General features: G+C 66.1%; 33 protein-coding genes and 2 other RNA genes. 24 read left to right on the forward strand and 11 right to left on the reverse strand.

Annotated elements, in window-relative coordinates; genetic code table 11:
• The first annotated feature begins 12 nt into the window (after positions 1-12).
• The 3 genes from OKW87_RS01285 to OKW87_RS01295 are packed head-to-tail and all read left to right on the forward strand — an operon-like array spanning position 13 to position 1,336.
• Positions 13-981 carry a threonine ammonia-lyase gene (locus OKW87_RS01285; protein WP_265541627.1) on the forward strand — a complete coding sequence of 323 codons (969 nt, stop codon included), beginning with the start codon at positions 13-15 and terminating at the stop codon, positions 979-981.
• Complete coding sequence (locus OKW87_RS01290) at positions 981-1,169, forward strand: hypothetical protein (RefSeq protein ID WP_265541629.1); 189 nt, start codon at positions 981-983, stop codon at positions 1,167-1,169. Before OKW87_RS01285 ends, OKW87_RS01290 begins: the two co-directional genes overlap by 1 nt.
• Positions 1,166-1,336: a hypothetical protein gene (locus OKW87_RS01295; RefSeq protein ID WP_265541631.1), complete on the forward strand. Its 171-nt coding sequence runs from the start codon at positions 1,166-1,168 to the stop codon at positions 1,334-1,336. The genes OKW87_RS01290 and OKW87_RS01295 overlap by 4 nt, the downstream gene beginning before the upstream one ends.
• A 146-nt stretch (positions 1,337-1,482) precedes the next feature.
• Here the strand turns inward: OKW87_RS01295 and OKW87_RS01300 are convergent, their stop codons facing one another.
• Positions 1,483-2,139, reverse strand: coding sequence for an alpha/beta hydrolase (locus OKW87_RS01300; protein ID WP_265541632.1), 657 nt, complete (start codon positions 2,137-2,139; stop codon positions 1,483-1,485).
• A 92-nt stretch (positions 2,140-2,231) separates the two neighbouring features.
• Here OKW87_RS01300 and OKW87_RS01305 point away from each other — a divergent pair, with 92 nt between their 5' ends.
• From OKW87_RS01305 to OKW87_RS01345, 9 genes are all read left to right on the forward strand, one after another.
• Complete coding sequence (locus tag OKW87_RS01305; RefSeq protein WP_265541633.1) at positions 2,232-3,299, forward strand: cysteine desulfurase family protein; 1,068 nt, start codon at positions 2,232-2,234, stop codon at positions 3,297-3,299.
• A complete protein-coding gene (locus OKW87_RS01310; protein ID WP_265541635.1) occupies positions 3,296-4,387 on the forward strand; it encodes a cysteine desulfurase family protein in 1,092 nt (363 codons plus the stop codon). Before OKW87_RS01305 ends, OKW87_RS01310 begins: the two co-directional genes overlap by 4 nt.
• Positions 4,384-4,716: a 2Fe-2S iron-sulfur cluster-binding protein gene (locus OKW87_RS01315; RefSeq protein WP_265541637.1), complete on the forward strand. Its 333-nt coding sequence runs from the start codon at positions 4,384-4,386 to the stop codon at positions 4,714-4,716. Before OKW87_RS01310 ends, OKW87_RS01315 begins: the two co-directional genes overlap by 4 nt.
• A 44-nt stretch (positions 4,717-4,760) precedes the next feature.
• Positions 4,761-5,069 carry a hypothetical protein gene (locus tag OKW87_RS01320; protein ID WP_265541638.1) on the forward strand — a complete coding sequence of 103 codons (309 nt, stop codon included), beginning with the start codon at positions 4,761-4,763 and terminating at the stop codon, positions 5,067-5,069.
• Between the two features lie 64 nt (positions 5,070-5,133).
• An RNA gene (ffs, locus tag OKW87_RS01325) (signal recognition particle sRNA small type) lies at positions 5,134-5,231 on the forward strand.
• Positions 5,232-5,242: 11 nt separating this feature from the next.
• Entirely contained in the window at positions 5,243-5,554 is a 312-nt protein-coding gene (locus OKW87_RS01330; RefSeq protein WP_265541641.1) for a type II toxin-antitoxin system RelE/ParE family toxin, read from the forward strand.
• A 41-nt stretch (positions 5,555-5,595) separates the two neighbouring features.
• Positions 5,596-7,215 carry a DNA polymerase III subunit gamma/tau gene (locus OKW87_RS01335; RefSeq protein WP_265541642.1) on the forward strand — a complete coding sequence of 540 codons (1,620 nt, stop codon included), beginning with the start codon at positions 5,596-5,598 and terminating at the stop codon, positions 7,213-7,215.
• A complete protein-coding gene (locus OKW87_RS01340) occupies positions 7,212-7,535 on the forward strand; it encodes a YbaB/EbfC family nucleoid-associated protein (RefSeq protein ID WP_265541643.1) in 324 nt (107 codons plus the stop codon). Before OKW87_RS01335 ends, OKW87_RS01340 begins: the two co-directional genes overlap by 4 nt.
• A 73-nt stretch (positions 7,536-7,608) precedes the next feature.
• Positions 7,609-7,887: a hypothetical protein gene (locus OKW87_RS01345; protein WP_265541644.1), complete on the forward strand. Its 279-nt coding sequence runs from the start codon at positions 7,609-7,611 to the stop codon at positions 7,885-7,887.
• On the opposite strand, the gene mtgA is transcribed toward OKW87_RS01345, so the two are convergent.
• The 3 genes from mtgA to OKW87_RS01360 all read right to left on the reverse strand — a co-directional run bounded on the left by mtgA (position 7,888) and on the right by OKW87_RS01360 (position 10,814).
• Positions 7,888-8,595: a monofunctional biosynthetic peptidoglycan transglycosylase gene (gene mtgA, locus OKW87_RS01350; RefSeq protein ID WP_265543937.1), complete on the reverse strand. Its 708-nt coding sequence runs from the start codon at positions 8,593-8,595 to the stop codon at positions 7,888-7,890.
• Between the two features lie 306 nt (positions 8,596-8,901).
• Positions 8,902-9,807 (reverse strand): RNA polymerase sigma factor RpoH, encoded by a 906-nt coding sequence (rpoH, locus tag OKW87_RS01355; RefSeq protein ID WP_265541645.1) that lies wholly within the window; start codon positions 9,805-9,807, stop codon positions 8,902-8,904.
• A gap of 53 nt (positions 9,808-9,860) precedes the next feature.
• A complete protein-coding gene (locus OKW87_RS01360) occupies positions 9,861-10,814 on the reverse strand; it encodes an RluA family pseudouridine synthase (protein WP_265541647.1) in 954 nt (317 codons plus the stop codon).
• An 11-nt stretch (positions 10,815-10,825) separates the two neighbouring features.
• Here OKW87_RS01360 and OKW87_RS01365 point away from each other — a divergent pair, with 11 nt between their 5' ends.
• From OKW87_RS01365 to OKW87_RS01420, 12 genes are all read left to right on the forward strand, one after another.
• Entirely contained in the window at positions 10,826-11,254 is a 429-nt protein-coding gene (locus tag OKW87_RS01365) for a M67 family metallopeptidase (RefSeq protein WP_322740321.1), read from the forward strand.
• 30 nt (positions 11,255-11,284) lie between these two features.
• Positions 11,285-11,431, forward strand: coding sequence for a lmo0937 family membrane protein (locus OKW87_RS01370; protein WP_265541648.1), 147 nt, complete (start codon positions 11,285-11,287; stop codon positions 11,429-11,431).
• 72 nt (positions 11,432-11,503) lie between these two features.
• A complete protein-coding gene (locus OKW87_RS01375) occupies positions 11,504-12,148 on the forward strand; it encodes a histidine phosphotransferase family protein (protein WP_265541650.1) in 645 nt (214 codons plus the stop codon).
• Positions 12,149-12,210: 62 nt separating this feature from the next.
• A complete protein-coding gene (locus tag OKW87_RS01380) occupies positions 12,211-14,529 on the forward strand; it encodes a chemotaxis protein CheA (protein WP_265541652.1) in 2,319 nt (772 codons plus the stop codon).
• Positions 14,529-14,954 (forward strand): chemotaxis protein CheW, encoded by a 426-nt coding sequence (locus OKW87_RS01385; RefSeq protein WP_265541654.1) that lies wholly within the window; start codon positions 14,529-14,531, stop codon positions 14,952-14,954. The genes OKW87_RS01380 and OKW87_RS01385 overlap by 1 nt, the downstream gene beginning before the upstream one ends.
• 76 nt (positions 14,955-15,030) lie before the next feature.
• Complete coding sequence (locus OKW87_RS01390; protein WP_265541655.1) at positions 15,031-15,396, forward strand: response regulator; 366 nt, start codon at positions 15,031-15,033, stop codon at positions 15,394-15,396.
• Between the two features lie 13 nt (positions 15,397-15,409).
• Positions 15,410-16,480: a chemotaxis-specific protein-glutamate methyltransferase CheB gene (gene cheB, locus OKW87_RS01395; RefSeq protein ID WP_265541657.1), complete on the forward strand. Its 1,071-nt coding sequence runs from the start codon at positions 15,410-15,412 to the stop codon at positions 16,478-16,480.
• Positions 16,477-17,343 (forward strand): CheR family methyltransferase, encoded by an 867-nt coding sequence (locus OKW87_RS01400; RefSeq protein ID WP_265541661.1) that lies wholly within the window; start codon positions 16,477-16,479, stop codon positions 17,341-17,343. The genes cheB and OKW87_RS01400 overlap by 4 nt, the downstream gene beginning before the upstream one ends.
• A gap of 45 nt (positions 17,344-17,388) precedes the next feature.
• Positions 17,389-18,090, forward strand: a complete 702-nt coding sequence (locus OKW87_RS01405; protein WP_265541663.1) for an N-acetylmuramoyl-L-alanine amidase — start codon at positions 17,389-17,391, stop codon at positions 18,088-18,090.
• 65 nt (positions 18,091-18,155) lie between these two features.
• Positions 18,156-18,548: RNase P RNA component class A (gene rnpB, locus OKW87_RS01410), an RNA gene on the forward strand.
• 55 nt (positions 18,549-18,603) lie between these two features.
• Positions 18,604-19,140 (forward strand): J domain-containing protein, encoded by a 537-nt coding sequence (locus tag OKW87_RS01415; protein WP_265541665.1) that lies wholly within the window; start codon positions 18,604-18,606, stop codon positions 19,138-19,140.
• Entirely contained in the window at positions 19,137-19,448 is a 312-nt protein-coding gene (locus OKW87_RS01420; RefSeq protein WP_265541666.1) for a (2Fe-2S) ferredoxin domain-containing protein, read from the forward strand. Before OKW87_RS01415 ends, OKW87_RS01420 begins: the two co-directional genes overlap by 4 nt.
• Here OKW87_RS01420 and OKW87_RS01425 read toward each other — a convergent pair.
• The 7 genes from OKW87_RS01425 to pspB form a co-directional block, all read right to left on the reverse strand.
• Entirely contained in the window at positions 19,433-19,843 is a 411-nt protein-coding gene (locus OKW87_RS01425; protein ID WP_265541667.1) for a SufE family protein, read from the reverse strand. The two genes, OKW87_RS01420 and OKW87_RS01425, sit on opposite strands and share 16 nt — an antisense overlap.
• A gap of 126 nt (positions 19,844-19,969) precedes the next feature.
• Positions 19,970-20,221: a hypothetical protein gene (locus OKW87_RS01430; protein ID WP_265541668.1), complete on the reverse strand. Its 252-nt coding sequence runs from the start codon at positions 20,219-20,221 to the stop codon at positions 19,970-19,972.
• 15 nt (positions 20,222-20,236) lie between these two features.
• On the reverse strand, positions 20,237-20,512 hold the full coding sequence (locus tag OKW87_RS01435) for a hypothetical protein (RefSeq protein WP_265541669.1): 276 nt from the start codon (positions 20,510-20,512) through the stop codon (positions 20,237-20,239).
• Between the two features lie 193 nt (positions 20,513-20,705).
• Positions 20,706-20,972 (reverse strand): hypothetical protein, encoded by a 267-nt coding sequence (locus OKW87_RS01440; protein WP_265541671.1) that lies wholly within the window; start codon positions 20,970-20,972, stop codon positions 20,706-20,708.
• A 16-nt stretch (positions 20,973-20,988) separates the two neighbouring features.
• Complete coding sequence (locus OKW87_RS01445) at positions 20,989-21,279, reverse strand: hypothetical protein (protein ID WP_265541673.1); 291 nt, start codon at positions 21,277-21,279, stop codon at positions 20,989-20,991.
• Positions 21,280-21,309: 30 nt separating this feature from the next.
• Positions 21,310-21,690 carry an envelope stress response membrane protein PspC gene (gene pspC / locus OKW87_RS01450; protein WP_265541675.1) on the reverse strand — a complete coding sequence of 127 codons (381 nt, stop codon included), beginning with the start codon at positions 21,688-21,690 and terminating at the stop codon, positions 21,310-21,312.
• Positions 21,690-21,962 (reverse strand): envelope stress response membrane protein PspB, encoded by a 273-nt coding sequence (gene pspB, locus OKW87_RS01455; RefSeq protein ID WP_265541676.1) that lies wholly within the window; start codon positions 21,960-21,962, stop codon positions 21,690-21,692. The genes pspC and pspB overlap by 1 nt, the downstream gene beginning before the upstream one ends.
• Positions 21,963-21,965: the final 3 nt, after the last annotated feature.

Genomic DNA, 21,965 nt, shown 5'->3' on the forward strand with positions numbered 1-21,965 from the left:
CGAGGTTGAAGCGTGACGATATTGCGACGCCCCACCCGCGCCGGCGTGCGCGATGCTGCGGCCAAGATCGCCGCCATATTGCCGCAAACCCCTCTGTTTGTTTCGAAAATTCATGGAGTGCCGGTTTGCTTCAAGGCGGAGTCGCTCCAGCCCGTCGGCGCATTCAAGATACGCGGGGCGTGGCATCGGCTGACCGCCCTGGACGGGGAGGCGCGTGAGCGGGGCGTCGTCGCCTTCTCATCGGGCAATCACGCGCAGGGCGTGGCCTGGGCGGCGCGCAAGCTGGGAATGCCGGCGGTGATCGTGATGCCCGCCGATGCGCCGCCGGTAAAGCTGGAGGCGACGCTGGCGATGGGGGCCGAGGTGGTCCGCTACGACCGCGCGACCGAGAGCCGCGAGAAGATCGCCGCGCATCTGGCGCATGCCCGGCGTGCGGTGCTGGTGCCGAGCTTCGACGATCCGTGGATCATCGAGGGGCAGGGCAGCGCCGGCATCGAGGCGATGACCCAGATGGTGGAGGCCAAGCTGGCCGATCCGACGCAGGTGGTGGTGCCGTGCGGCGGCGGCGGGCTCGCGGCGGGGCTGGCGCTGGCCTTGCCTGATGCCGAGATCGTCGTCGTCGAGCCGGAGGGTTGGGACGATATGCGCCGCAGCCTGGAGGCGGGTTGGATCGAGCCGGTGGGAGACAATCCGCCGCCGACTGCGTGTGATGCGCTGCAAACCAAGGAAGTCTCACCACTGACCTTCGACGTGCTGTCGCGGCGCGGGGCGACGGGGCTCGCGGTGAGCGAGGCGGAGATCCGCGAGGCGCAGCGCTGGGCGGCGGCGAAGCTGCGCATGGTGGTCGAGCCCGGCGGTGCGGTGGCGCTGGCGGCGCTGCTGGCCGGGAAGATCGAAGTGAAGCCGGGGCTGCTGATCATTCTCTCGGGTGGCAATGTCGACCCGCAAGCCTATGCCGCCGTGCTCGGATCGAAGGACTGATGGTGGGCGGTCGCGTGGGCGCGGTTGCGGCGACGGCGCTCAGCATCGTGCTGCGGCCGGTGGGCTATATCATCTTCGGGATCTTGATGGTGGTCTATCGCCGCGACGCGCGGGCGATCGGCTATTTCGCAGCGGGGGGGGCGGTGATCGTGGGAATTGGGTTTCTGATCCGGTGGCTGGTGCGATGACGGATCCGTCGCTCAATCCGATCCTGCTGAGCATCGCCGTCGTGGCGATGTTTGCGCTCGTGTGGGGCGGGGTTCGCACCTTTCGTGCGGGCGAGCGGCAGAAGGGGGTGCTGATGCTGGTCGCGGCGCTGGTGTTGCTGGGGAATTTGCTGATCTGGTCGGTTTGAGGAGTGGTCGTCACCCCGGCGAAAGCCGGGGCCCATCTCCTGTCCTATCCGCCATTATACCCGTCGTGTCTGCTGCCCGCTTTGGAGATGGGCCCCGGCTTTTGCCGGGGTGACGGTTAAAGGAGTGGATCCGATCAACGAGCTGATCAACGAATCGGCGAATTCGGGTCCAGCCGCATGTCGAGATATTTGTCCACGCTGCCCATCAGCTCGACCATCTCATGCTCGAAGAAATGGTTCGCGCCGGGGATCGTGTCGTGCTCGATCGTGATGTGGCGCTGGGTGCGGAGCTTGTCGACCAGCTTCTGGACCGCGCCGGGCGTGACGACCTCGTCATTCTCGCCCTGAATGATGATGCCCGAGGAGGGGCAGGGGGCGAGGAAGGTGAAGTCGAACATGTTGGCGGGCGGGGCGACCGAGATGAAGCCGCGAATCTCCGGGCGGCGCATCAACAGCTGCATGCCGATCCAGGCGCCAAATCCGAAGCCGGCGACCCAGGTGGTCGAGGCCTCCGGGTGAAAGCTCTGGACCCAGTCGAGCGCGCTGGCGGCGTCCGACAATTCGCCGATGCCGTTGTCGAACGTGCCCTGACTCTTGCCGACGCCGCGGAAATTGAAGCGCAGCGTGGCGAAGCCGCGGCGCTGGAAGGTCTTGTAAAGTTCCTGCGTGATCCGATTGTTCATCGTGCCGCCCGCGTTCGGGTGGGGATGCAGGATCATCGCGACGGGCGCGCGGGGACGGGGACCGGGCGCGAAACGCCCTTCGAGGCGGCCTTCGGGACCGGGGAAAATGACTTCGGGCAAGGTGGACCTGCTGATTTGGGGGCGCGCAGTGTAGCGCGGGAAGTTGCGCGCTATATAGGCAGCGCAGCTTCTTGCGCAATTGGAACGATCATTTGGCCGACCGCATCTATCTCGACCATGCTGCGACTACGCCGATGCTGCCCGTGGCGATCGAGGCGGTGACCGAAGGCATGCGACGCTGGGCGAACCCGTCCTCACCGCATGCCGAAGGACGCGGGGCACGGGCTGCGCTGGAGGAGGCGCGGGCCCGGATCGCCGCTGCCTATGGCTGGCCGCACGAGCTGGTGCTGACGTCGGGCGCGAGCGAATCGCTGCAGATGGCGCTCACGCGATCGATGGCGGAGCGGCGGTTCATCACGGCGGTGGAGCATGATTCGGTGCTGCGGCATTCGGAAGGGGCGAAGGTGCTCCCGGTCGACGCTGGCGGGATCTTGGACCTTGACGCGCTGCGAGCGTCGCTGGGCGGGCGGACGCTGGTGTGCGTGCAGTGGGCCAACAGCGAAACCGGGGTGCGCCAGCCGATCGCGGCAATCGCCGACGTGGTGCATGCGGCGGGGGGGATCTTGCTGGTCGATGCGGCGCAGATGCCGGCTCGCGCCGATGACGAAGTGATCCGGCATGCCGATCTGGTCGCGGTGTCGGCGCACAAGCGTGGCGGGCCGCCGGGGATCGGGGCGCTGCTGGTGCGCGACTTCGGCGTCCTACAGCCGATGGGTGGGCAGGAGAAGGGGTATCGCGCGGGGACCGAGAATCTGCCGGGAGCTTTGGGCTATGCCGCAGCAATCTCTGAGCCCGAGGATTTGCAGCGGATGGGGACGCTACGGGCGCGGCTTGAGACCGCTATCCGGGCGGGCGGGGGCGAGGTGGTGGGCGACGCGGGCCCGCGAACGCCGCTGATCGGGGCGTATCGGATGCCGGGGGTTTCCTCCGGGGCGCAGTTGATCCGATTCGATCTGGGGGGGATTTCGGTTTCGGCCGGCAGCGCCTGTTCGTCGGGGAGCATGCGGCCCAGCCATGTGCTGTCGGCGATGGGCTGGGCTGAGCCTGAACTGCGCGAAGTGGTGCGAGTGAGCTTCGGGCGGACGACGAGCGAGGCGGATGTGGATCGCTTCATCGAGCTTTGGCGCGCGACGGCCGATGGGCGGGCGCAAGCGGCATGATCTATCTCGATTACCAGGCGACGACCCCGCTGGCGCCTGAGGCCCTTGCGGCGATGCTGCCCTGGCTGGAGAGCCATCACGCCAATCCGCATTCGGCGCATGCGCCAGGGCGGGCGGCCAAGGCCGCGGTGGACGTGGCGCGTGAGGATGTCGCCGGGCTGATGCCGCCGGGCGGGGCGGTGAGCTTCACCAGCGGCGCAACCGAGGCGCTCAACTGGGCGATCAAGGGAAGCAAGGGCGGCATCGTCACGCTGGCGACCGAGCATGCGGCGGTGCTCGACACGGTGGAGGCGGAGGCGCGCAAGGGGCGGGCCGTGACAATGCTCCCGGTGGGGGCGGAGGGGCTGGTCGACCTGGCGGCGGCGCGGGCGGCGATCGGGCCGGGGACCGGGATCGTCGCGGCGATGCTGGTCAACAACGAAATCGGGGTGATCCAGCCGATCGCCGAGCTGGCCGCGCTGGCGAATCGGGCCGGCGCGCTGTTCCTGTGCGACGCAGTGCAGGGCTTCGGGCGGGTGTTGATCCCCGACGAATGCGATCTGGTCGCGGTCTCCGCCCACAAGATCCACGGACCCAAGGGGGTGGGGGCCTTGTGGATCCGGGACGGCGTGAGCATTGAGCCGCTGCTCCATGGCGGCGGGCAGGAGCCGGGCGGGCGATCGGGCACCTTGTCGCCGGCCTTGTGCGCGGGGTTCGGCGCGGCGGCGAAGCTGGCGAAGCAGCGGTTCGGCGCGGACCATGCGCATGGCGAGCAGCTGTTTCGTGCCGCGCTTGCGCATATCGGCAGCGACTGGACGCTCAACGGATCGCAGGAGGACCGCTATCACGGCAATCTCAACCTACGGCGAGCCGCGCTCGATGTGGCGCGGCTGGTGTCCGCGCTGCGCGACATTGCCTTCTCGGCAGGCTCGGCGTGTGCGAGCGGATCGGGGCGGCCGAGCCATGTGCTGCGCGCAATCGGGCTGAGCGACGCGGAAGCGCGATCGAGCATAAGGCTGGGGTTTGGGCGCTATACCGACGAGGACGAACTGATGACCGCGATCGAGCGAATCGACGCGGCGGCGCGCGCGCAGGGGAGAATGGCTTGATCCGGGTTCGCTTCATAAGCGTTAGTGGCGAAGAGCGCGAGGTGGTTGCGGCCGAGGGTGCGCGGCTCCTCGAAGTGGCCCAGAATGACGGGCAGCCGCTGGAGGGCACATGCGAAGGCCAGATGTCCTGCTCGACCTGCCATGTGATCGTGGCGGCCGATGATTTCGCGCGGCTGCCGCCGGCGAGCGAAGAGGAAGAGGATATGCTCGATCTGGCGATCGGCGCGGCGCGCACCAGCCGGCTGGCATGCCAAATCGTGCTGACGCCGGATTTCGACAGGCTAACCGTGCGGATGCCGCCGACGCATCGCGACATGCAGGGGCGCTGAAGCGATTTCACAGGGAACAAGCCGTTCGCCACGGGATTGACCCGGTGGCAGGAATCGCTGCCGAGCAGGAGAATCTCGATATGAAGCTGCTAACCCTCGTTGCGGCCGCCGCCGCTGCAATGCTTTCGATCCCGGCCGCATCGGCAGCGCCGGTACCGGCGACGACTGCGCTGACGACGACCGCGGCCACGGCGAGCTTTGCCGATGCTCAGGAGCGCCGCTGGGAGCGGCGGACGGTACGCCGCAATGTCCGCCGCGGTCCGCGGCGCGTGCGGACACGGACCGTGTGCAGCCGCCAGTGGCGCAACGGGCGGCGCGTCCGCATCTGCCGCCAGGTTCGCATCCGGCGCTAAGTTCTGCCCATGGCTCGCCAGGCAGGGCGCCCTTGCCTGGCGAGCCGGTTTCGCCCATATGCGCCGCGGGAGTCGGGCGGACGTGGTCGTCGCCAACCTGGTCAGATCCGGAAGGAAGCAGCCACAACGATTTCGCCGCGGGTCGTTCCGGCTCCCACCCGATTCCGCCGGCATTGCCGACGGACCCAAGTGTTGTAGCGCCTGAGCTAGCCATATCGGCAGCCGCCCGTCGCGATCTCGATGCGATCTTCGATTACACGGTTGAGCGTTGGGGCTTGGAGCAAGCGGATCGCTATGTCGGTTCGTTCGACGCGGCCTATGCGAAATTGCTGGGCCAGCTGCTGCTCGGCAGCGCGCCTGAGCGAGTAAGCGGATATCGCAAGCTGCGGCCCGAGAGCCACCTGATTTTTTATCGGGTCGGCCGGAGCACACTGCATACCGAGCGCATTCTCCACCACCGGATGAGCGCCGTCCGCCACCTCTGAGGCTTCGACATCCGCGGCGTGCCCGCCTACATAGGCGTACGATGTCCGATTCCCTGCTTGGCCTTGACGAACCGCCCCAGCCCAAGGGGGAAGCGTATCGCGTGCTCGCGCGCAAATATCGGCCGCAGACCTTTTCCGAGCTGATCGGGCAGGATGCGATGGTCCAGACGCTGGGCAATGCGATCAAGCGCGATCGGCTGGCACATGCCTTTCTGCTCACCGGCGTGCGCGGGGTGGGCAAGACCTCGACCGCGCGGCTGATCGCCAAGGCGCTCAACTGCATCGGGCCGGACGGGCAGGGCGGCCCGACGATCGATCCGTGCGGCGTCTGCGAGCCCTGCGTGGCGATCGCCGAGGGGCGGCATATCGACGTGATCGAAATGGATGCCGCGTCGCATACCGGCATCGACGATATCCGCGAGATCATCGAAGCGTCGCGCTATTCGGCGGTGTCGGCGCGCTACAAAATCTATATCATCGACGAAGTGCATATGCTGTCGAAGGCCGCGTTCAACGGCCTGCTGAAGACGCTTGAGGAGCCGCCGGCGCATGTGAAGTTCCTGTTCGCCACGACCGAGGTCAACAAGGTGCCGGTTACGGTGCTGTCGCGCTGCCAACGCTTCGACTTGCGGCGAATCCCCGCGGAGATGCTCGCGGCGCATTTTGCACGGGTTTCCGAAGCCGAAGGCGTCGAGGCTGAGCCCGAGGCGCTGACGATGATCGCCCGGGCCGCCGAAGGATCGGCGCGCGACGGGCTTTCGATCCTCGACCAGGCGATCGCACATGCGGGGCTGGAGGGCGAAGGCGTGAAGGCCGACATGGTCCGCGGGATGCTGGGGCTTTCCGATCGCGGGGCGATCCGGGAGCTGTTCGCGCTGGTGCTGGCCGGGGACGCGGTTGCCGCCTTGGCGACCTTGCGCGGGCAATATGACCTGGGTGTCGATCCGCAGGCGGTGCTGCGCACGCTGCTGGAGACGGTGCACGGCGTGACGCTGGCCAAGCTGGGCACCGAGGCCAGCAAGGGGCAGTCGGCCGAGGAGGTGAAGGCGCTCGAGCGATGGGCGGCGGGGCTTTCCTTCCCGGCGCTCCACCGGCTGTGGCAATTGATGCTGCGCGGGCATGACGAGGTCGCCAAGGCGGCGCTGCCGATCGAGGCTTGCGAGATGGCGTTGCTGCGGGTGATCCATGCATCGCAATTGCCCGATCCGGGCGAGCTGGCGCGGCAGATTGCGAGCGGGGCGGTTTCCGTATCGGCTGCAGCTGCACCGGCGTCACCGAGCGCAACGGCGATGCCGACGAGGATGGCCGAACTGGCCGAGCATCTCGAGACGCATAAGCGGCGGCAACTCGCGCAACAGGTCCGCGATTATCTGCGCCCCGGCAAGTTCGAGGGATCGGAAGTCGAGTTCGGCACAACTCGGACCTTGCCACATGATTTTCTTCGCGATCTAGGCGCGGCCTTGCGCGAGACCACCGGGGTCAATTGGCGCTTCCGGTGCGTTGAGAGCGCGGAAGCGCCGACTCTGCGCGAGGAACTGGAAGCGCAGCAGAATGCCGAGCGCGAAGCGGTGCTGCGCTCGCCGGTTGTCGCGGCAGCAATGGAAGCCTTTCCCGACGCCGAACTGATCGGCTGGTCCAACAAGCGGAGCAATCAGGCATGAAGAGCCTCGAAGACATCATGGCCATGGCGCAGAACGTCCAGGCCGAACTCACCAAGGCGCAGGCCGATCTCGACAATATCGAGGTGGAGGGCGCATCGGGCGGCGGGCTGGTCAAGGTCAAGGCGAGCGCCAAGGGCCGGATCATCGGCGTCGATATCGACGAATCGCTGCTCGCGCCTTCCGAGAAGGGCATGGTCGAGGATCTTATTGCCGCCGCGCTCAACGATGCCAGGGCCAAGGCCGACGCGGCATCGCAGGAAACGATGAGCAAGATGACCAGCGGCATCCCGCTGCCACCGGGCTTCAAGCTGCCTTTCTGATCGAGATAGGTCCGCGCCCGGAACAATCCTCCCTGCTCCGCAGTTGCTGCGGCAGTAAAAGGAGGAGAGTATCATGGTTGAGCGAGTTACCGAGCGAACCGACGGCGTGACCGCGGAGCGCGTGACCGAGACGGGTGGCACGACGACGGTTATCGAGCGTCGCGGTAGTGGTGCAGGCCTGTTGATTGGGCTCGCTGTGCTGATCGCGGTGGTGATCGGCGCAATCTACCTTATCAACCAGAACAGCCGCGAGGCCGCCAAGACCGACGCCATCACGGGTGCGGCCGAAGGCGTCCGTGACGCAGCCAAGGATGTCGGCTCGGCCGCGAAGGATGCAGTCAAGCCTGATTGATCACCGCAGACAGGCGTCCAGCCCGTCCCCGCGGACGACGCTGATACGCTTGCTGATCGAGTTACCGTAGCGCCGCGTGAAGCCCCTGGGGTCGATCGCGGCGCGTTTTTTTGGCAGTGGCAGGACGGCGGCGATCTGCGCCGCTTCGCGCGCGGTAAGCCGGGATGCGTCATGCTTGAAATAGCGCATCGCGCCGGCGTTGACGCCGTAGGTGCCGATCCCCGTCTCGGCGACGTTGAGATAGACTTCCATGATCCGGCGCTTGCCCCAGATATTCTCGATCAGGACAGTGAAATAGGCCTCGAGAGCTTTGCGGAAATAGCCGCCGCCCTGCCACAGGAAGACGTTTTTCGCGGTCTGCTGGCTGATCGTCGACCCGCCACGGATGCGCTTCGTCCCCGTCGCGTTGCGCACTGCCGCCGCGGCGATCGCCTTATAGTCGAATCCTCCATGCTGGCAGAAGCGCGAATCCTCGGCCCCGATCGCGGCGCGCGCCATGCTCGGATCGATCCGGCTGAGCGGCATCCAGCGCTTGGTGACGCCATGGCCGGCGACGATGTCGCCGACCATTGTGAGGGTGATCGGGGGCGGGATGAACCGCAGCGCCACGACCCACAGCAGCGAGCCGAGCAGGAAAATCAGCACGAGCTTGAGCAGCAGGAATAGCAAGCGGCGCCATAAGGGCTTGCGCGGACGCTCCGATTTCATCTGGCCTCGGACTGGTGGCGGGGGAGGCGGCAGGGGTGGGGCGGCACCCTGCCTTGCGAAGCGAGGGCCGCTCCCAGCGCTGCCGAGGGGGGTGAGATCGGCGAGGGGCGGTTCTCCCAGCGGCGGCGGCTCCGGCGGAGTCGAATCGGTCCAGTCGGCGGGCGGTCGCGGGTCAGCCAAGGGCGGGACCTGCGCGCGCGCGTAGCGGACCTGGGGGCTTTTCTTGTCCTTCTCGTCAGCCATGGCTGCACGCTTGGCGCGACGTCGCCGCGACCGCAAGAGACATCCCGCGGTCGTGGCGGAGGATCAGACGGCCGCCAGCAGCCTTTTGTCGCCGGCGAGACGCATCATCGCCTTTTGCAGCTTCTCGAAGGCGCGAACCTCGATCTGGCGTACGCGCTCGCGCGAGACGCCATAAACCTGGCTCAATTCCTCGAGCGTCTTGGGATCGTCGGTCAGGCGACGCTCGGTCAGGATATGCTTTTCGCGATCGTTGAGATCGTCCATCGCTTCGCCCAGCATCGTATGGCGAACGCTGGCTTCCTGCGCCTCGGCAACGGCTTCGTCCTGCAACGGACCATCGTCCTGCAGCCAATCCTGCCACTGGCTCTCGCCATCCTCGCGCATGGGCACGTTGAGCGACGTGTCGCCGCCCATCGCCATGCGGCGGTTCATCGAGGTGACCTCTTCCTCGGTCACGCCGAGATCGGTGGCGATCTTGGCGAGATGCTCAGGCGAGAGATCGCCATCCTCGAACGCGTCGAGCTTGGCCTTCATCCGGCGCAGGTTGAAGAAGAGCTTCTTCTGCGCGGCGGTGGTGCCCATCTTCACGAGCGACCAGCTGCGCAGGATGAATTCCTGGATCGAGGCGCGGATCCACCACATCGCATAGGTCGCCAGGCGGAAGCCCCGCTCGGGCTCGAACTTCTTCACGCCCTGCATCAGGCCGATATTGCCTTCGGAGATCAGCTCGGACACGGGCAGGCCATAGCCGCGATAGCCCATCGCGATCTTCGCCACGAGGCGCAGATGCGAGGTTACGAGCTGCGCCGCGGCGTCGGTGTCGCCATGCTCCTGGAAACGCTTCGCGAGCATATACTCCTTCTCCGGAGTAAGGATCGGAAACTTCTTGATCTCGGCCAGATAGCGGTTGAGGCTCGCCTCTCCGCCGAGAGCGGGAATCGTCGATGGGACGTTGCTGCCGCTAGCCATGATCTTAATCTCCCTTCACTGAACGCTGTAGCCGAAGCCACACGCGTCGAACATCATACGATGAGCTTATTGAACAGTTCCTGCATATCCGCAGGCATTTCGCTATCGAACGCCAAAGCGTTGCTTTTAACGGGGTGGATGAACCCCAGATGCGCGGCGTGCAAGGCCTGGCGCCGGAAACCCAGCGTTGCCAGAAGCTCGCGCTGCGCCTGTTTGACGCTTCCGTAGACCGGATCCCCTAGCAAAGGGTGGCCGATCGAGGACATATGGACACGGACCTGGTGGGTTCGTCCCGTCTCCAGCCTGCATTCGATGAACGTCGCGTCGCGAAGTTGACGAAGCTTACGCCAATGGGTGACCGCGTGCTTGCCGCTACCTTCGCGGGCGATGGCCATTTTCTTTCGGTTCGTCGGCGAGCGGCCGAGTGGGGCGTTGACCGTGCCGCCCTCGGTTTGCGTCCGCCAGGCGGCGATCGCCTTGTAGCGGCGGTCGATCGAATGTTCCTTGAACTGCGCGGCCAGGCCCAAATGCGCCGCGTCGGTCTTGGCCGCGACCATCAGCCCGGACGTATCCTTGTCGATCCGGTGAACGATGCCGGGCCGCGCCACCCCGCCGATGCCCGAGAGGCTGCCGGCGCAATGGTGGAGCAAGGCGTTGACCAAAGTACCGTCGAGATTGCCCGCGGCGGGATGGACGACCAGCCCCGCCGGCTTGTCGATCACGATCAGATGCTCGTCCTCGAACACGACATTCAGCGCGATATCCTGCGCTTCGTTGTGCAGCGGGGTGGGATCGGGGATCTCAACGATAAACAAGGAACCGGCTGCCACTTTCTTCGAGGCATCGCGCACCGGGCCCCCTGTCCCGCTGATTTGCCCAGCGCCAATCAGCGCCTTGAGCCGCTCGCGCGACATCTCGGGCAGCGCGTCGGCAAGCGCGCGATCCAGGCGCCAACCATCGGCTGACCCCGCAATACGCGCCTCGACAATGGAAACCCCCCGTTTCATGTCCTAGGAAGATGGGGATGCGGTGTAGGATTTCAAGATCTGTACTGATCGGTATCCGGCGGATTTCTGCGGATGCCGCGCCGCACGAGGCGTGCGGGCTGCTGTTCGGCGAACCCGATGCGATCACGGCGTTCCAAGCTGCGGAGAATGTGGCGCAGACGCCCGAGACGCGGTTCGAGCTGGATCCGTCGGCGCTGTTTGCCGCGCTGCGGGCGGAGCGGGCCGGGGGGCCTCGGATCGTCGGCTATTGGCATTCGCATCCGAGCGGAGATGCGCGGCCATCGGCAACCGACGCGGCGATGGCGGCGCCGGACCGGAAGCTGTGGGTGATAGTCGCGGGGAAGGAGGTGACCTGCTGGCGCGCCGTGGAAGGCGGGGTCGTGCATGAGCGGTTCGACCCGATCGACCTTCGGGAACGTTTCGGGGCCGACCTACGTTAGCTTGGCAGGTTCAAAAGGGAGTTGCCTGAGATGCTGTGGACAATCGCCGTAATCCTGCTCGTTTTGTGGCTGCTTGGCTTCGCGCTGAACGTTGCCGGCGGGCTTATTCACATCATCCTGGTGGTCGCCATCATCGTCGGCCTCATCCAGCTCTTTTCGGGTCGCAAGGTCGTCTAGCCTGGCCTTGCATAGCGGTTGCAGCTTCTCCCCGGCTGCTTCAAAGAGGCCGGGAGAAGCTGGAGCCTTTTTTTGAATATTAGCCCTACCGATTTCGCCAGCTTGCTTTGTTCGAGGCTGTGCCACGACTTGTTGAGCCCCGTGGGTGCGCTCAACAATGGGCTGGAACTGCTCGCCGACGAGCAGGATCCGGAGATGCGCGCACGCTGCCTCGATCTGCTCAACGAGAGTGCGAAGGCGTCTGCGAACAAGTTGAAATTCTTTCGCCTGGCCTTCGGCGCCGCGGGCGGCTTCGGCGAGACCGTCGATACGCGCGAGGCGCAGGGCGCGATCGAGGGGCTGTTCGGCGACAATCATCGCGTCAAGCTTGGCTGGATGGTCGAGGATCCCGTCCTGCCCAAGCAGGCGATCAAGGTCTTGCTGAACCTGGCGCTGATCGGCGGCGATGCGCTGATCCGCGGCGGACAATTGGATATCGGTGCCGAAATCGTCGACGGCAGCATCGAGATCGTCGTGCGCGCCGATGGTCCTCGGATCGTGCTCGACCCCGAATTGCGCAGCGCGCTTGCCGGCGGCAAGGACAACCAGCCAATCACCCCGCGCGCGGCTGCCGCCTATCTGGCGCATGCGCTTGTGACGGAGGGGGGCGGCACGCTCCAGGTCTCGCCCCCGGAATCGGACGTGCTGCTGTTCGGCGCGGGCTTCCGGGTCGGGTGAGACTAACGCGGCCTTAACCAGCGCAGGCGCAGAAGGGCCCGGACTAGTTGCACCGGGGCCCCATGGACGACCTGCTTCAGGAATTTATCGCGGAGACGCGCGAGACGCTGGAGGCGCTCTCGGGTGAGATCGTCGCGTGGGAGTCGCATCCCGACGACAAAAGACGGCTCGATGCGATCTTCCGCTTCGTCCATACCGTGAAGGGGAGCTGCGGCTTTCTCGATCTGCCGCGACTCGCGCGATTGAGCCATGCCGCCGAGGATGTGCTGGCACAGGTGCGTTCGGGCGATCGGTCGCCTGATCGCGCGCTGGTCAATGCGGTGCTCGGCGTGGTCGACCGGATCGGCGAGCTGGTCGAGGCGATCGATGCCGGGGTCAGTCTGGACGATAGCGGCGAAGATCTGCTGATCGCGGCGCTCGCCAAGGGATCCGACGAAGTGGCGCAGGCTCCGGTTTCGCCGCTCCAGCGAGCACCGGCGCGCAGCGTGCGGCTCAATGTCGAACTGCTCGACCGGATGATGTCCGGCATGTCGGACATGGTGCTGGCCCGCAACGAACTGGCGCGGCGACTGCGGCAGGGCGAGGTCGATCCGATGATCGAAGGCGCACTCGAGCGGCTTTCGCTGACCGTCGGCGAAATGCGCGATACCGTGACGCGGACGCGGATGCAGAAGATCGAGGCGTTGTTCTCGGCGTTGCCGCGGATGGTGCGCGACACCGCTGCATCGCTGGGCAAATCGGTAACGCTCCATGTCGAGGGTTCGGACGTCGAGCTGGACCGCGAGATGATCGAGATGATGCGCGATCCGCTGGTCCATATCGTCCGCAATGCCATCGATCATGGCATCGAGCCGCCAGCCGAGCGGCGGATTGGCGGCAAGCGCGAGAATGGCCGGCTGGTCGTCTCGGCGCGGCAGGCCGGCAATCAGATCATCATCGAGATCGTCGACGACGGGCGGGGGATCGATGTCGAGAGGCTGGTTGCCAAGCTGGTCTCCGAAGGACGCGATGAGCGCGAGCTGCGCGCGCTTTCGGAGCGGGCCAAGCTGGAGCTGGTGTTCGAGCCAGGGCTGTCGAGCAAGGATGAGGTTACCGCCATCTCCGGTCGCGGCGTGGGGATGGACGTGGTTCGCGCCTCGATCGAGCAGTTGGGTGGGCGAGTCGAGCTGGACAACGCGCCCGGCAAGGGACTGCGGCTGGCAATCCATGTGCCGCTGACGCTCTCGATCATCTCGGCGATCGTCGTCGGGGTGGGAAGCCAGCGCTTCGCTATTCCCCGGCAGGCGATCGAGGAGATCGTCACCGAGCGCAACGGCGCGATCCGTATCGACGAACTGGGCGGCGCGGCGATCGCAACGGTGCGCGATCGGCGGATGCCGCTGGTGCGGCTGGCGGATTTGCTGGGGATCGAGCCTTCGGGCAGCGACGAGGGGCAGATGCTCGTGATCGTCGGGGTCAGCGAAGGCAGCTATGCGCTCGCGGTCGATACCGTGCTCGACAATGAGGAATTGGTGATCAAGCCGGCATCGCCGGCGGTGATGACCACGGGGCTCTATGCCGGGCAGACGCTGCCCGACAGCGGGCTGCCGATGCTTATGCTCGACAGCGCCGGGATGGCCCAGGTCGCAGGACTGCATTTCGCCCGCGATGGCGTCGATCGCTTTGACGAGGAAGTGGCCGTCCACGAAGTGCCGGGGGTGCCTGCCTTGCTGTTCGCCGACCTGGACGGGATGCGGCGCGCGGTGCCGCTGGGTGCGGTCGATCGCGTGGAGCAGGTCGACCCGTCGACGGTGCGCTTCGCGGCGGGACGTTTCCGCGTGACGATCGAGGGTCGGATCCTGCCGCTGGCGACACAAGGCGAGATCGAAGGGCGGACGCAATTGAGCGTCCTGAGGCTCAAGGATGGCGCCAGCGAGGTCTGCTACGCGATCGGCGAGGCGCTCGACATCATCGTATTGCCTGAGGATGTGATACCCGCGCGCGAGCCGGGCCCCATCTCGGGGGTGGCGTTGATCGACGGCGAGCAGGTCGAACTGCTCGACGTGCTGTGGGTGTTCGACGAGCATGCCGATCGCGAGAGCGAAGAGAGCGCGCCGCTATGCCTGATCGCGGGCGACGCCGATGGCTGGATGATGTCGTTCGTGCGGCCCTTGCTGGAGACGGCGGGGTATCGCGTCGCGGTGTCGCTGGGCGAAGGCGAGGTTGCCGCGGTGGTGCTGTCGTCGGAAGATATGCCGTCCGAGCTTCGCAGCACGACGCCTGTGGTGCGGCTGCGGCGGCGGCGTGCCGCCGCTGGCGCCGAGGATGACAGCGTGTATCGCTATGATCGTTCGGGATTGCTCTCTGCGCTCGAGGCGCGCGTCACGGGGAAGACAGGCTGATGGCGCATCTTTATCTGATCGCGCAGGTCGCCGGGCGTGCGGTGGCGATCGATTCGGACCAGGTCGAATCAGTGGTGGATATCGGCGAGATCACCGCGGTGCCGCGTGCCTCGCATCATGTGCTGGGGCTGGCAGCGTTGCGCAGCCGGGTGGTGACCGTGGTCGACACCCAATCGGCGCTGGGCATGGCAAGCGGCAGCAAGGCGAAGCGGGCGGTGATCACTCATGTCGAGGGGCACTATTATGCGATGCTCGTGGACGCGCTCGACGACGTCGCACCGTTCGACCTGTTGCCGCTGACCGGAGGGTGCGCGCTGGACGGGGCGTGGCGCGATGCGGCGCGCGGAATCGTCGAGCGCGACGGCGAGCCGATCCTGACGATCGACCTCGCCGCGCTCGTGCCGGGTGCCGTCGCCGCGGATTAAAAGGTCCGATTAACGCGGCGCTTACACCTTGTCGGGCACAGTGGCTGCGTAAACACCAAGCGGGGTTCAGGGTACCATGAAGAGCTGTCTCGTCGTCGACGATTCGAAGGTGATCCGCAAGGTTGCGCGGCACATCCTCGAGACCCTCGATTTCGAAGTGCGTGAGGCCGGCGATGGCCGCGAGGCGCTCGATTCGTGCCTCGCCACGCCGCCGGACGTGATCCTGCTCGACTGGAACATGCCGGTGATGAGCGGGATGGATTTCCTGCGCGCGCTCAAGGATTCGGGACTTCCCGTGCGCCCCAAGGTGGTGTTCTGCACCACCGAGAACGGCATGGCCTATATCCGTGCCGCGATCGAGGCGGGCGCCGACGAATATGTGATGAAGCCGTTCGACCGTGAAACGCTGGAAAGCAAGCTGCAGATCGTCGGCGTCGCCTGACGGACCGAAAGCGGTGCTCGGCCTTCCTGTTCCATCCGATACCGGCTTTGCGCCCGCGGGCACCGCGCGGGTCCTGATCGTCGACGATTCGGTCGTCGCACGCTCGGTGCTCGGGCGCATGATCGACGGGATGCGGCATTTCCGCGTCGCCGGCGCAGTCGGCAACGTCCGCGCCGCGCTGGATTATCTCAAAACCTATCCCGTCGACATCGTCTTGCTCGACATCGAGATGCCGGGCGTGGACGGACTCACGGCGCTTCCGGACGTCGTTGCCGCGGGCAAGGGAGCGAAGGTGTTGATCGTATCATCCTCCGCCGACGAAGGCGCGGCCGTGACGGTTCAGGCGCTGGCGCTGGGGGCCGCAGACACGCTGGTGAAGCCGGGCGTCGGCGCATTCGGCGGGCGCTTTGCCGAAGTGCTCGAGGAACGGCTGGCCAAGCTGATCGAGCCGCCGACCGGTCTGCCGCTGCAGGCATCGAGCAGCTTTGGCCCGATCGCGGCGCCCGACGATTTCGACATCGTCGCGATCGGCGCATCGACCGGCGGGATCCACGCGCTGAGCCAGCTGCTTCGCGGCATCCCGGCGAGCTTCCAGGTGCCGATCCTGGTGACGCAGCATCTGCCGGCCTCGTTCATGGGCTATTTCGCGGCGCAGCTCGCGGTGCTGGGCGGGCGTCCGTGCGAGGTCGCCACCGATCGGATGCGGGTTCGTCCGGGCCGGATCATCGTCGCACCGGGCGACGCGCACATGCGCCTGGTTCGGATGACCGACGGCGCGGCGGTGCGGCTGACGCATGAGAAAGTGACGAGCGGCTGCATGCCCTCGGTCGATCCGATGTTCGAATCGCTGGCCGAAGTCTACGGGAGAAGGGCGCTGGCGGTCGTGCTGAGCGGCATGGGCCGCGATGGCGCCGAGGGCGCCCAGTTTCTGGTCGAAGCCGGCGCCCGCATCCTGGCGCAGGACCGCGAGAGCTCGGTCGTCTGGGGCATGCCCGGCGCGGTCGCCAATGCCGGCAATGCCAGCGCGGTGCTGCCTCCAGACGAGATCGGTCGGCTGATCGCGCGTGGGGCCAGGGGCGCATGATCCACCATTATCCCCACAGCCAGACGGGATCGTCGAGCGCGATGAACATGATCGCGGCGCTGCTGGAGCAGCGCACCGGCCAGCAGATCGCGGCCAATCGCGCCTGGCGCATCGAGACGGCGCTGAAACCGATATTGCGCGCACGCGGACTTGCGACGCTGGACGATCTGGTGGGGCAATTGGTGGCGACGCGCACCGGCGAACTGGGGGATCAAGTGGTCGACGCACTTCTGAACCAGGAGACGAGCTTCTTTCGCGATGCCGCCGTTCTCGATCAGGTCGCCGAGGCGACGCGGGCGATGGTCGCCAGCCATGCGGGGCGGCGGATCCGGATCTGGTCGTCGGGCTGCTCGACCGGGCAGGAGCCTTTGAGCCTGGCGATGCTGTTCGACGAGAAGGGCATGCGCGAAGGCATGGCGGCGCCCGAGATCATAGCGACCGACGTTTCGCCTGCCGCGCTGGCGCGTGCGCGCGCGGGGCGCTTTTCGCAGTTCGAGATCCAGCGTGGGCTTCCGGTGCGTCGGATGCTGGCCTGGTTCGACGGCGCCGGCAGCGAATGGTCGGCCAAGTCCGAGCTGCTGCGCCGCATCCAGTTCCGCCAGCAGAATTTGACCGCCGACCCGGCCCCGCCGGGCAAGTTCGACATCATATTGTGCCGCAACGTCATGCTCTATTTCTCCGGCGAGGTGCGCCAGCGCGTGTTCGGAACGCTCGCCTCGGCGGTCCGACCCGGCGGGCTGCTGGTCCTGGGCGCCGGCGAGACGGTGATCGGGCAGACCGATCGTTTCCGGCCGTGCGACGAGTATCGCGGCTTCTATCGCGCATGCGAACCGGGGAGCGACGCAAGCCGCGCCCACGGCTGATACCCGCTTGCGGCGGACCCGGATGCCCCCCTACGATGAGGGCGCATGACCAGCGGCCTTTCCATCGTCGACGCCCCGTCGCCCAATTTCAACGCGCGCGCGCTGCCGGTCTCGATGATCGTGCTCCATTATACCGGGATGGAGAGCGCCGAGGCGGCGATCGCCCGGCTGCGCGATCCCGCCGCCGAAGTCTCCGCCCATTATGTGGTGGACGAGGACGGGACGATCCTGCGGCTGGTCGACGAGGACAAGCGCGCCTGGCATGCCGGCAAATCGCAGTGGCGGGGCATACGCGACGTCAATTCGGCGTCGGTGGGGATCGAGATCGTCAATCCGGGGCATGAATTCGGCTATCATCCCTTCACCGATTCGCAGATGGGCGCGCTGATCCCGCTGGTGGCGGAGATCAAGGCGCGGCACGGCATCACCCGGGGCAACGTCGTCGGCCATTCGGATATCGCCCCGGCGCGCAAGAGGGATCCGGGCGAGCTGTTCAACTGGCATGCGCTGGCGCGGCTGCGGCTGGCATTGCCGCGGCCGACCCGGAACCTGGTCGATCCGGGCTGGCCCGATGCGGGGTTCATGCTGGCGCTGGAGCGGTTCGGCTATGACGTCGAGGATCGGGTGGCGGCGGTGACCGCGTTTCAACGCCGGTTTCGGCCCGAGATGATCGACGGGGAGATCGACGGCGAGTGCCGCTGCCTTCTGCTGGCGCTGCTGCTGCCCAAGCCGCAGGGCGATGATTGATCTGATTCCCTCTGTCGATGGGAGAGGGATTGTATGCTGTTCCCTCGGCAGCTATCCCCGCCAAGCCAGAGGGTTGGGCGGCCGCGGGTGCGCAAGCACGCGAGGAAAGTCCGGGCTCCACGGAAAGACGGTGCCGGGTAATGCCCGGCGGGGGCGACCCCAGGGAAAGTGCCACAGAGAGCAGACCGCTCGCTGCCACGGCTTTCGGGCCGGGGTAAGGGCAAGGGTGAAAGGGTGCGGCAAGAGCGCACCGCGCGACCGGTAACGGAAGCGGCATGGCAAACCCCACCGGGAGCAAGACCGAATAGGGACGGCGCATGAGGTGTTCCGCCTCGTCGTCCGGGTTGGTTGCTTGAGGGGCGGAGCAATCCGTCTCCTAGAGGAATGGCCGCACATCCGCCCACGCTCTTCGGGGCTACGGCGGAGGACAGAACCCGGCTTACAGACCCTCTGGCACTTTATCCCTCCTGCGCGCTGGCCATTGCGGGCCCGCGCCCCTATCTGCCACCCCTTATGGCGCGTTCAACTCGTACATCGGATTGGGGTTTTCCCCGCTGGCGCGAATATGGCGCCGATCGCGAAGCCGTGACCGTGCGGCTGTGCGATCGCTTCGGCTGCACCGAGAAGGGCGATCGGCCCGCCCCCAAATCGCCCAACAGCCCCGAGCGCTGGTATTTCTGCGAGAACCATGCGGGCGAATATAACCGCAACTGGAATTATTTCGAAGGGCTGACCGCCGAGGAAGCCGCCGAGCGCGAGGCGCAGGAGCGGCGCGATGCGGGGGATTTTTCGGAATCGAAGCATAATGCCTGGGCCGGCCCCGGCGACGGCAGCCGATCGCGCGATGAATTGCGCGCGCTGGAACTGTTCGAGCTCGAGGTCGATGCCGATTTCGAGAGCGTGCGGCTGGCGTGGCGGCGGATGGCCAAGTCCAACCATCCTGATGTGAAGCCGGGCGATGCCGAGGCGGCCAAACGCTTCCAGGCGATCCAGGCGGCCTATGAGGTGCTCAAGGCGGCCGAGGAGCGGCGGACCTGGAAGCCCGATTGAAGCGCCACGTCCGATCGAACTGGTCGAACGCGGTTCTGGTCTGCGCCAAATGTTCGAAGAAGCTGGACGGCGGCTTTGGCCCGAAGGGGCGGACGCCGCTGGCGAAAGCGCTGCGCAAGCATCTCGGGCTGAAGAAGGGGCGCAAGGGCGCCGCGGGGATCGTGGAGGTGAAATGCCTGGGGGTTTGCCCGCGCGGGGCGGTCTCCGTGGTCAACGGCGCGGCGTCGCGCGAGTGGCTGTTGGTGCCTGAAGGCGCCGATCTTACCGCGTTGGCTGACGCGCTCGGGCTGGATCAGCCTGCGGCGTAGCGCTCCGCCGTCGCGCGGATCAGCGCGATCATGTTGGGGATGCCCTGGGTCCGGTTTGAGCTGAGCTGGTTCCGCAGGTCGAAGGGCGCCAGCGCGGCGTCGATATCGGTGGCGACGATCTCGGCCGGGCTGCGGTCCTGCACGGTCAACAGGACCAAAGCGATAATGCCCTTGGTGATCGCGGCGTTCGAATCCGCCAGAAAGTGGAGCCTGCCGTCCTCGCCGCGGGTGGGGTAGACCCACACTGCGGCCGAGCAGCCGCGGACCAAAGTCGCATCGGTCTTGAGCGGATCGGGCATCGGCTCGAGGCTGCGGCCGAGATCGATCAGCAGGCGATAGCGATCGTCGGGATCGAGGAAGCCATATTCTTCCTGGAGGTCGGTGAGCGTCTGCATCGGGCGGGCTATAGCGTTCCCGGCTGCTATTCCAACCTGTCGTCATCCCAGCGAAAGCGGGGATCTCGTGCCGCGCGGGCCTGATGCGCCGCCTGAGACCCCAGCTTTCGCTGGGGTGACGGGTCGTTACAAATCCACGCCCGCCGCGATCGCCTCGAGCTTGCGGATCCGCTCCTTCAAGTCGGCGACTTCGATGCGTGAGGCTGCGGAGGGGATCGAGCCTGCTTCGCTCGAAGGCGCCATGTGGCGCTCGAGCAGTTCCTGGCGCTTGAGGGCGAGCCAGCCGCGCCAGCCGGAGAGCCCCGCTGCGGTGATCATGCCGAGCCCGGCAAGTCCGGAGACCGCGACGGTGATGTAGAGATTGGGTTCCAAAGTCATGGCATGCCTCCCGGATCAGAGGGGGTTCTTGTCGCGCAGCGATTCGATCTCGCGATCGAGGCGGACGCTGCTCGTCTCATTGTCGGTGATCACGCGCTCCAGGACCTGGACGCGTTCCTTGATCGCGCGCAACTCGTCGCGGAGCCTGGCATTTTCGGCCGCGGTGGCGCCGTCGGTAGCGCGGAAGACTTCATTGCCTTCCTTGTCCTTCGAGATGCCGTAGCGCGCCTTGATCACGCTGCCGATCGTCACGATGACGATGATTGCGACGACCATTTCGAACGGATTCATTGGCTCTACTCCCTCAGACGCCTTGCGGCGCTCAATCCTGCGATGCGCGGGCCAGGCGTTCCGCGCGACGGCGGGGGCGATCCCGGCTTTCGGCGAGGGCGATAGCGCCCCCTCCCAGTGCTGCAAGCACTGCGAATATAACGATCATCATTTCGATGCTTCCTTGAATTTGCCGCGGCCTGCGCGACTTTTTCTAGTTCAGCGGCGCGTCGCGCAGCTGTTCGATTTCTTCGGCGATGGCAACGCCGCGATCGGTGATGATCCGCTCCAGAACCTGAACCCTTTGTTCCAGCCTCTCGGTCTGGGCCGCATATTGCGCGGCCTTTTCGGCGACCATCTGGGCTTCGAGCTCCATCTTGCGATGCTGCATCGCCAGCCAGGGCTTGAAGAAGACGCCGCCGAAGACGGCCAGGAGTGCGACGCAGATGCCGAGAATCGGGATGAGGAGAGGGGAGATCATCGTGACTTCCTTTCGTTCAGCGCAGCGCGTCGATTTCGCGGGCGGTACGCTCGGCGGGATCGGTGGCGATCCGCTCGAGCACCGCGATCCGCTCTTCGAGCCGCGAGATCTGGCCGGTTAGGCGGCCATTCTCGCTGGAGAGCAGTTCGATCTTGCGCTCGGCGGCGGGGTCGGTCTTGGGCGTCATGCCCTTCCACTCATTCTCCAGCGCATAGCCATGCTTGGCGCGGATCCAGTTGTTGACCACCCAGCCGATCGTCGAAATCGCGACCAGCACAATCACGAAGACCATAACTTCGTCGTTCATGTCTCTTCCCTCCCTCTGGACAGCCCGCGCCTAGCGCAGGCTGTCGATCTCGTCGGCGAGGCGCGTGTTGCGGCTCGTATAGTACATTTCGATGTCGGCGAGCCGGCGATCGATGTCGCGGAAGGTCGAGCGGACCTGATGTGCCGAACGCTTCGGATTCGAGCGAACGCCCTGCCAGAACTTGGCTTCCTCGGGGCTGTCATACAGGCCCGTCGGCTTGGCGTTGGCCATCCAGGCGACGAGGAAGTAGGCGATCAGCGTCCAGGGGAAGCCCCCGATCAGGGTCAGGAGGATTGCCCCCACGCGGACCCAGGTGACGTCGATCCCGGTATAGTCGGCGATGCCTGCGCACACGCCCGACCATTTGCGATTCTGCTTGTCGAGGTAGAATTTGGTGCGGCTGGCGGACATTAGTTCCTCCTGCTGATATCGTAGGGCGAGGGGGTCAGCGGCTGGTTCGGACGGAAGTCCGGATTGTCGGCAGCGATGATCCGCTCGATCGTGATGAGCCGCTCTTCGAGACGGCGGGCGGTGTAGTGGAGCTCGTCTAGAAGCTTCTCGTCCTCGCCGGTCAGCGATGCAGCCGTCTTCCACCGGGTTATGTAGTGGAAGATCAGCCACGGCAGCCCGATGAAGAGCGTGCCCATGACGATCGGCACGATGATGATTGCGCCATCGTCCATGGG

The sequence above is a fragment of the Sphingomonas sp. M1-B02 genome (genome assembly GCF_026167525.1).
Classification (GTDB): domain Bacteria; phylum Pseudomonadota; class Alphaproteobacteria; order Sphingomonadales; family Sphingomonadaceae; genus Sphingomonas.